The organism is candidate division WOR-3 bacterium (assembly GCA_016867815.1).
GTDB lineage: Bacteria > Hydrothermota > Tepidihabitantia > Tepidihabitantales > Tepidihabitantaceae > UBA2258.
Window position 1 is genome coordinate 1 of record VGIR01000109.1, and the last position, 8450, is coordinate 8450.

The following is an 8450-nucleotide window of genomic DNA, read 5'->3' on the forward strand; positions in this document are numbered from 1 at the left end:
CGATGCCGCTTGAGTCCAGCACTTGCTTGGTCTCCGTTTCCATGGCACACAAGGCAACCAGCGAAGCCTGGTAGCGTTCCGTCATGTCGGCATAGATGCGGGCAGTCGTCTGCGCCGCTATCTCGGGCGAGTACTTCGCCTTCCAGCGCGATAGTCTGCGAGTCACGTCGGACATGGTAAGCCTCCTGTCCGGCCGTCAGGCCGGGGTACAGACCATTCGGATTTCGGGGGCGTGGGCACCGTTTGGCGCACCACTGCTCCTCTCACATATTCATACGCTTGCCAAAGGGGAATACGTCATAGGGAGCTTGTCTTCCGGGATGAGAACCGTCACAGACCATGGTCTGATACCCTATGTGCCGCCCGGCGCTTGCAGCGGCAATAGGGGGGTCAATCCGGGGGTGACCGCTGGGTTCAAAGCCGCACTCACTGCCGCCATCAATGTGGCCGTCATTCCAGGACTTAGCTCTCCCGTCAGTTGAGCAATGAGCTCAGGGCTCAACGTGGCGGTCAATCGTGCCCAGACTGAGGAGCTCAGCGCCACCGTCAGTCAGGACTTCAACGCTGTGTTCAGTCCCGCAATCAGCCGGGCGGCGAGTCGCGCAGCGAGTTCCGGCTTGACTTGCGCGTTCAGCCGCGAGTTGAGTCCGGCCTTGAGCCGCGCCTTGAGTCTGCGGTTCAGTTCGGCACTGAGCGCCAGAGTGATCGCGGCAGTTCTGGCGCGAGTGTCTTGACCCGCAGCCGGTCTCGTGCGTAAGCCCTGTCCCGACGGAGTCGCCAGTTCGCTGGACTCCTCACCCCGACCCTCTCCTCGGGGAGGAGAGGGAGAAGGAAGGGACCTTGCGGTCGTCTATATGTAGTGGTGGGCCGCTCTTTGGCCACAATCCTGCCATGGGGGGGATGATCCGGAGGCTGCCTACCCTGTAGCCTTTGCCGGTCGAATCTGGCGTGCACTGAAGCCTGCAATGACCGGTGCATTGTCTCGAGCTTTGAACCGAGCGATGGCGTGAGCGATGACGCGCGCGATTCCGCGAGCCATTTGGTGAGCTTTGACGCATGCGATGCGGCGTGCAATGACTCATGCAGTGGGCGCTGCAGTTTGCTACGCAGCTGACGACGCACTCGCCGACGCAGTCCGCTACGCGGTGAACGATCTTCTGACCGACGCTTGCCGGCGAGCAATGACGGGTGCTTTGCCCGAACCGATCGCGCCTTGAGCGCGAGGTCGAGGTCAGGATTTCGTCACCAGGAGACAAAGGGACCGAGTGGACCTTTGGGGCCGAGGTATCATCTGCCCTGACATCGTGAGAAGTCGGAAGGCAGAGTGGAGAAGGCAGAAGTTTGGTCGAGGACTTGCTGCGCCGCGGCACTGAGCAGCGAGCTGGCCGAGACGCTGCCTCCAAGCACGCGACCCAGACGCTAGCGATACGGCACGGGCAGCGCTGCCGCGCACCGGCCATGGATCGTCAGGGTGACTGCTGCCCTGCCGGCTCTACTCGAGTCAGCTAGTCGACTAAGGTGACCGGGATGCGGGTAGAGCCGGCCTCGGTGCTGCCTGTCAGGAAGTAGACGCCGGCAGAGAGCGCGGAGGCGTTCATACTGAGCCGGTGCGAGCCCGCCGAGTAGGGCCGCGAGGGGAGCTCGGCAGCGAGGCGGCCGGTCTTGTCATAGAGGCCGATCCTGCAGTTGGCAGGCAGGTTGAGGATGAGGTCAAGGTTGAGGCGGCTGCGTACCGGGTTGGCCACGAGCCGGCAGGACGCCATTCGCCAATCGCCATTCGCCAATCGCCGATCGTCCTGTTCGATGGCGTCCTGGGGTTTTCTCGGTTTGAGCGAGCCGTCGCCGATCAGGCACATGCCGTAGAACCAGGAGCGTTCACTCGGGTCGCAGCCGTCGTTGAGTATCGCCGTGAACCACTGGCGGAAGGCTTCACCGATGGTTGCACCTTGTCCCATCGGCGCGTAGAAGTCACCGAACTGAAGCATGGAGCCGGTCTTGGTGGAGCCGATGGCGCCGAGCCCGGTTGCCGTCTGGAAAACGTAGCAGCCACCGCAGTAGCCGTCTTCCACAAAGCGGACGTTCGAGCAGGCGAAGAGGTTGTAGAAGTTCGCCTGCGGGTCAACCGACGGGATCGAGGTCGCATAGAACCAGTCCGTGCTGTCCTTCCGGTGGTAGTACATGGCGTGGCCGCCGGGCCAGGAGTGGGACATCAGTGCTACCCATTGGTAGGCTGCGGAGTCGATGCGCGGTTCGTAGTCGGCGACGCGGGTCGCTTCCGAGTCGCTCACCAGCACGCGGTCGTGGTAAAGCAGGCCCACGTTCGAGTCCCATTCCGTCGCCCAAGGCTCCCAGTCGTCGTCGATGTAAACGAGGGCGCGGTCAGTTACCGGCAGCTGCTGATTCCGGTAGCGATGGCTTCTGTCAAAGTAGTCCGCGAGCAGTGTCCGGGCATCGCCGATTCTCGATGCCGCCAGACGGGATACGGCTATCTCCGGCGTGATCGAGTCAAGGTGAAGGTCGTAGATGGAGTCCGAGCCGGGGATGAGGCTGTCGAGGGAGTCGTGCTTGACGAAGCTGTCGTGCCAGGCGCCGTCCAGGTCCATGAAGAAGAGGTCGCAGGGAAACTCCTCGTAGCCGTCATTCGCGCCCTGGTTGTTGAAGTCATCAATCATCTGGAACCAGGCAATGGGCAGGTCGCCGACGAACACCGCCGACGACATGCCGGTCATGTGCTCCCGGCTGAGGAGGGACTTCAGGGATTCGGGCGAGTTGCCGCTGACCGAGAAGACCGCGACGGCCACACTCTCGTACTCCATGTCGATAGCCAGTGTCTCGAGCGCGGGGCCGAGGGCACCGGCCAGAGTCTCCTCCACGAAGAAGTCGACGCGGCTCTCGAGCCGGACCGGCGATATCAGTTGCTTGAAGCGGAAGGGCTGCGGCGTCTGCTGGGAGTGCCACTCGGCGTAGCTGAGCGGTCTCGAGTTGTCCGGGCTCAGCCAGCGGAGCGGCTTGACGTCGGAAGTCCCGGCGGAGGCGAGCAGGATGATCGAAAGTATGAATTGCATCAGTTACCTCAGTTTGGCTGTCAGTAGGGTCAGGTGACTCCAATCAGTCTAGCTGGGGGGTGTTGAGGGTCAAGGGACGTAAGGCCAATGACGAAACTCGAAGTCCGAATGACGATTGAAGCTCGAAGGCGGACTGCGGGCCACGAAAGCACGCACCGTCTGACAGGAAACGCTGCGGCCAAGGTCACGAAAGACGGGAGCAGAAGGTCCATGCCCCGTTTCATTCTCTTTCGTGTTTTCGTGGCTGTTGCGCTCGGGATCTGCGCCCGCCGCTGACGATTGACTTTCAGGCGAAAAGCGGGAAGATTTGTACTCTTGACCAAAGCCAAGGCACGAGCCGAAATCGGCAGACTGAGCCGCGAGCTCTCCGAGCATAACTACCGGTATTACGTGCTTGCCCAACCTACCATCAGCGACTTTGAGTACGACCAGATGCTGAAGCGGCTGGAGCAGCTTGAGCAGGAGTTCCCGGAACTGGTCTTGCCCGAATCGCCGACCCGCCGCGTCGGGGGCGAGCCGCTCAAGGAGTTCGCCTCCGTTGCCCACGACCCGCCGATGCTCTCGCTCGACAACACCTACTCATACGATGAGCTCCGCGACTTCGATGCCCGCGTGAAGAAGGTCGTGCCGGAACCGGTCTACCTGGTGCAGCAGAAGATCGACGGCGTGGCCGTGTCGCTCCGCTACGAGGGTTTCGCGTTCGGGCGGGGCGCGACCCGGGGCGACGGTTCGAGGGGCGACGACGTCACCGCCAACCTGCGGACGGTGAACTCGCTGCCGCTGCGCCTGCGTGACGAGCGTCGGGGCTTTGAACGGTTCGAAGTCAGGGGCGAGGCCTACATGCCGCGCCGGGAATTCGAGCGGATCAACGCCGAGCGCGAGGAGGAAGGGCTGGCTGCCTTCGCCAATCCGCGTAACGCCACTGCCGGGACGCTCAAGTTGCTCGATTCGAGGCTGGTGCGGAAGCGGCGGCTCGACTGCTTCGTCCACACGGTGCCGAGGCGTATAGAGGGTATCGCCGCCGACCACGAGGTGCTGGTCGCGCTCAAGGAACTCGGGTTCAAGACCGCACCGGAGAGCAGGCTCTTCGCCGGCATCGACGAGGTCGTCGCCTACTGCGACGGCTGGCAGGCGCACCGGCACGACCTGCCGTACGATATCGACGGCATGGTGGTGAAGGTCGACCGCTTCAGCGACCGCGAGGAACTGGGCATGACCGAGAAGAGCCCGCGCTGGGCCGTGGCCTACAAGTATGCGCCCGAGGAAGCCGAGACCGAGGTATTGAAGATCTACTTCAACGTCGGCCGGCTGGGCACGGTGACGCCGGTGGCCGAAGTCGGTCAGGTGTTCATCTCCGGCACCAACGTCACCCATTCCACGCTGCACAACATGGACGAGGTGGAGCGGCTGGACATCCGCGTCGGGGACATGGTGGTTATCCACAAAGCGGGCGAGATCATTCCGCAGATACTGAAAGTGGTCCCGGACAAGGGACACAACAGGCGGTCAAGAGTGGCGATTCCGGAGCAGTGCCCGGCATGCGGGACCAGGCTTTTCAAAGAGTCGGACGAGGTAGCGTGGCGGTGCGTGAACGCTTCCTGCCCGGCCCAGCTCAAGGCGAGACTGCTCCACTACGGGTCGCGTGCCGCTATGGACATCGAGGGGATGGGCGAGAAGCTGGTCGAACAACTGGTGGCGGCCGGGCTGGTGAAGAGCATTGCCGACCTGTACGAGCTGAACCCGGACGTGCTCCTCGGCCTGGAGAGGATGGGGGAGAAGTCGGTCGCCGGGCTGCTCGCGGCAGTCGAGTCGAGCAAATCACGGCCGTTCACGCGACTGGTCTTCGGTCTGGGAATCCGGCACATCGGCATCCACGCGGCGCGGCTGCTCGTGCAGGCGTTCGGTTCGTGGGACCGACTCTGCGCTGCCGCCGCAGCGGACGGGAGAACCGCCCAGGGCGCCAGGAACGCCAAGGCGCGGAAAGAGGACGAGATAGCGAACGTACCCGGAGTAGGGTCCGTGGTCGCCGAGTCGTTCCGCAACTTCCTGGCCGATGAAGAGAATCTGGCGCTGGTCAAACGGCTGCAGGCTGCCGGGCTCCGGTTCGAGGAGAAGAGGGCGGGCGGGCCAAGGCCGCTGGCGGGCAAGAAATTCGTGCTGACCGGTACACTCGTGAGCCTTTCGCGCGAGCAGGCCACGGAGATGATCGTTTCTCTGGGTGGCAGTGTGACGTCGTCGGTGTCAAAGAAGACCGACTTCGTCGTGGCCGGGGCTGCGCCCGGCTCCAAGTATGACCGGGCCCGGGAGCTGGGCGTGAAGACTGTCGATGAGAAGGAGTTCAAGCGTCTTGTTGCAGGAGGAACGCGGGAGCCATGAGAAATGTCGGTAACACTAGGTGACGTCTGGGCTGACGGCGCGGATATTGACGCGCCGGTCCAGTATCTGAAGGGCATCGGGCCGAAGCGGGCCGAACTGCTCGCGAAGGTCGGGGTGGAGACCGTCGGGCAACTGCTGTTCTTTGTTCCGCGGCGCTACCTCGACCGGTCGCAGATGATTGCCATCAAGGACCTGCGGCCCGGGGACGAAGCGACCGTACTTGCCCGGATCGTGACTTCCGGAACCCGCCGGCTGAAGACCCGCCGCCAGGTCATATCCTGCATGGTGCGCGATGAGAGCGGGATGATGGAGGCGCTCTGGTTCAACCGGCCGGACCTCGGCGAGCGGTTCAGGCCGAACCAGGAGATCATGCTCTCCGGCCGGGTCACCAGGTATCGCGGGCTGCAGTTCGTCAATCCCATGTTCGAGCTGGCCGATGAGGAGGGTGAGTTCTCGTTCGCGAACACCATCATCCCGGTCTATCCGTTGACCGAGGGGCTCTCCCTGTGGACGATTCGTCGGGCGGTGGCCGCGGCCATGGCCAAGAGCCTCGCACAGGTTCGCGAGTCGCTGACGCCCGAGATGATCGAACACTACGGGTTCCCGGGCATCCGCGACGCGCTGCAGGCCATCCACTTCCCGAAGGACATGGAGTCGGCAGAGCGCGCCCGGGAGCGTCTCGTCTACGACGAGCTGCTCTACTTCCAGCTCCTGCTCGCGCTGCGACACCGGGAGTATGCGGCGACGCGCAAGGGCGCGAGCCTGGTCGTGACCGGTGAACTGACCGGGCTTCTCCTGAAGAAGCTCCACTTCCGGCTGACCAGGGCCCAGGAGCGGGTACTCGGCGAGATCAAGCAGGACCTGGCGAGTGAGCGGTGCATGAACCGTCTGCTGCAGGGCGATGTCGGCTCGGGCAAGACCGTGGTCGCTCTGCTCGCCATGCTGGTGGCGGTCGAGAACGCGGCCCAGGCGGCGATGATGGCGCCGACCGAAATCCTGGCCGAACAGCATTTCCACGGCTGGCAGAAGCGGCTGACCGGCATCGGCGTGAAGTCGGCTTTGCTGACCGGGTCGACCAAAACCGCCGAGCGGAAGGAGATCATCGCCGGCCTCGAATCCGGAGCCGTGCAGCTGGTGTTCGGCACACACGCTCTTATCGAGGAGGAAGTGAAGTTCAACCGGCTGGGGCTGGTCGTGGTTGATGAGCAGCACCGATTCGGGGTGCGGCAGCGGGCGGCGCTGCTCAACAAGGGGCTGAATCCCGACTTCCTGGTGATGACCGCCACACCGATTCCCCGCACCCTGGCGATGACCCTGTACGGCGACCTGGATTCTTCAGTCCTGGATGAGAAGCCGCCGGGGCGGCGGCCGGTCGCAACCAAGCTGATGAGCGGACTGGATCGTGATTCGGTCTACCAGGCGACGGCGCGGCACCTGGATGCCGGCGAGCAGGCGTTCGTGGTCTGCCCGCTTATCGATGAGTCGGAGAGACTCGACCTGGCCTCGGCCGTGAAGACGTTCGAGCAGACCAAGGCGGCGCTGCCCAAACATCGGGTCGGATTGGTCCACGGCCGGATGAAGCCGGAAGAGCGAGGCGAACTGATGGAGCGCTTCCGGAAGAAGGAACTGGACATCCTGGTCGCGACTTCGGTCATCGAAGTCGGCGTAGACGTGCCGGACGCGACGGTCATGATCGTCGAGCACCCGGAGCGTTTCGGCCTGGCACAGCTCCACCAGTTGCGGGGGCGCATAGGTCGCGGTTCCAGGCAGTCATTCTGCATCCTGCTGGCCCCGCGGCTCGGGCTCGGCGACGCCCGCGAACGGCTTGAATTCTTCGTCCGGACCAGCGACGGGTTCGAGTTGGCCGAGAAGGACATGGAAATCCGCGGACCCGGAGAGATGCTCGGTACCAGGCAGCACGGGCTTCCTGATCTGCGGGTTGCGGACATCGGCCGCGACCGGAAGGTCCTGCGGCAGGCACGGAAGGACGCCTTCCGGCTGGTCAAACTTGACCCGGAACTGAAGCAGCCGCAGAATGGCTGCATCCGGCGAACTCTCCTGTCGCGCTACCAGGGCCGCAGTGAACTGCTGCGGGTGGGTTGATCGATGTCGGGCCTGAGTCGGGGGAGGAGGACGGTCAGCGTAGTCATAGGCGCAGGAGCGTTGATTATGGCGTGTGCCCGCTCGCCGATGATGCGTCTCATCGGGCCTTTGCGCGAGGTGACAATCATCTCCGCTCAGTGGGACGAACTGGAGGGTACTGTCCGCTCCATCCTGCAGGAGCCCGTGCCGACTCCGCAGCCCGAGCCCGAGTTCAAGGTGCGGGTCGGAACAGCGGGGAAGTTCGACACCTACTCCAAGTTCCGCATACTGCTTATCATCGGTACCAGCTCGGACACGCTCATCCGTCAGATCCTGGGCCCACGGGCCGATTCGCTGTCCGAAGGCGACTTCGGCCTGCTCAAGGTTCCCAATCCCTGGCAGAAGGGCCAGTTCGCGCTGATCTTCATCGCTCGCGATGCTGCGAAGTTGGAGCCCGGGCTTGAGGTCTATGCCGCGCGCATCCGGCAGACCCTGCGCGAGATAGTACTGACTCAGATGGCGAAGGCGGTATACATTGAGGGGGTCGAAAAGAAGCCGACCGAGGAGTTGAGCGCGAAGTACTCGTTCACCATTGATGTTCCCCGCCGCTGGCTCCTCAATCAGGACGGTGCGGGCGACGACTTCATCTACCTGTATGGGCACAATCCGGACCGGAACGTGTTCGTCCACTGGCAGGATTCGACCAGGTCGCTTCTGCCCGAATCGCTGTCGGCTTTGCGCGACCGGCTCACCGCACGATACTACGACGGGGATTCGATCGACCTTCAGTTCCTGCGGGCCGAGACGATCGCTTTCCTGGCCGGGCCCTGCGTCCGGCTCTCCGGAATCTGGAGGAATGACCGCGACGTGATCGGCGGGCCGTTTGTCAACTACTCGTTCAATTTCCGGGGCCGGTTCTACATGGCC

5 protein-coding genes are annotated in these 8450 nt (G+C 63.5%); 4 read left to right on the forward strand and 1 reads right to left on the reverse strand.

Annotated elements, in window-relative coordinates:
• Positions 1-485: 485 nt before the first annotated feature.
• Positions 486-734: a hypothetical protein gene (locus FJY68_12365; GenBank protein ID MBM3332618.1), complete on the forward strand. Its 249-nt coding sequence runs from the start codon at positions 486-488 to the stop codon at positions 732-734.
• A 771-nt stretch (positions 735-1505) separates the two neighbouring features.
• On the opposite strand, the gene FJY68_12370 is transcribed toward FJY68_12365, so the two are convergent.
• Positions 1506-3065, reverse strand: coding sequence for a hypothetical protein (locus FJY68_12370; protein ID MBM3332619.1), 1560 nt, complete (start codon positions 3063-3065; stop codon positions 1506-1508).
• Positions 3066-3380: 315 nt separating this feature from the next.
• Here FJY68_12370 and ligA point away from each other — a divergent pair, with 315 nt between their 5' ends.
• The 3 genes from ligA to FJY68_12385 all read left to right on the forward strand — a co-directional run.
• Positions 3381-5441, forward strand: coding sequence for an NAD-dependent DNA ligase LigA (gene ligA / locus FJY68_12375; GenBank protein ID MBM3332620.1), 2061 nt, complete (start codon positions 3381-3383; stop codon positions 5439-5441).
• Positions 5442-5444: 3 nt separating this feature from the next.
• Positions 5445-7544, forward strand: coding sequence for an ATP-dependent DNA helicase RecG (recG, locus tag FJY68_12380; protein ID MBM3332621.1), 2100 nt, complete (start codon positions 5445-5447; stop codon positions 7542-7544).
• 3 nt (positions 7545-7547) lie between these two features.
• The coding region (locus FJY68_12385) for a DUF4837 family protein (GenBank protein ID MBM3332622.1) at positions 7548-8450 on the forward strand (903 nt) is incomplete at its 3' end.

What these genes read in the sequence shown, in the direction of transcription:
- recG (MBM3332621.1), top strand. Translation starts at nt 5,445, where the DNA reads ATGTCGGTAACACTAGGTGACGTCTGGGCTGACGGCGCGGATATTGAC.
- FJY68_12365 (MBM3332618.1), top strand. Translation starts at nt 486, where the DNA reads ATGAGCTCAGGGCTCAACGTGGCGGTCAATCGTGCCCAGACTGAGGAG.
- FJY68_12370 (MBM3332619.1), bottom strand. Translation starts at nt 3,065, where the DNA reads ATGCAATTCATACTTTCGATCATCCTGCTCGCCTCCGCCGGGACTTCC.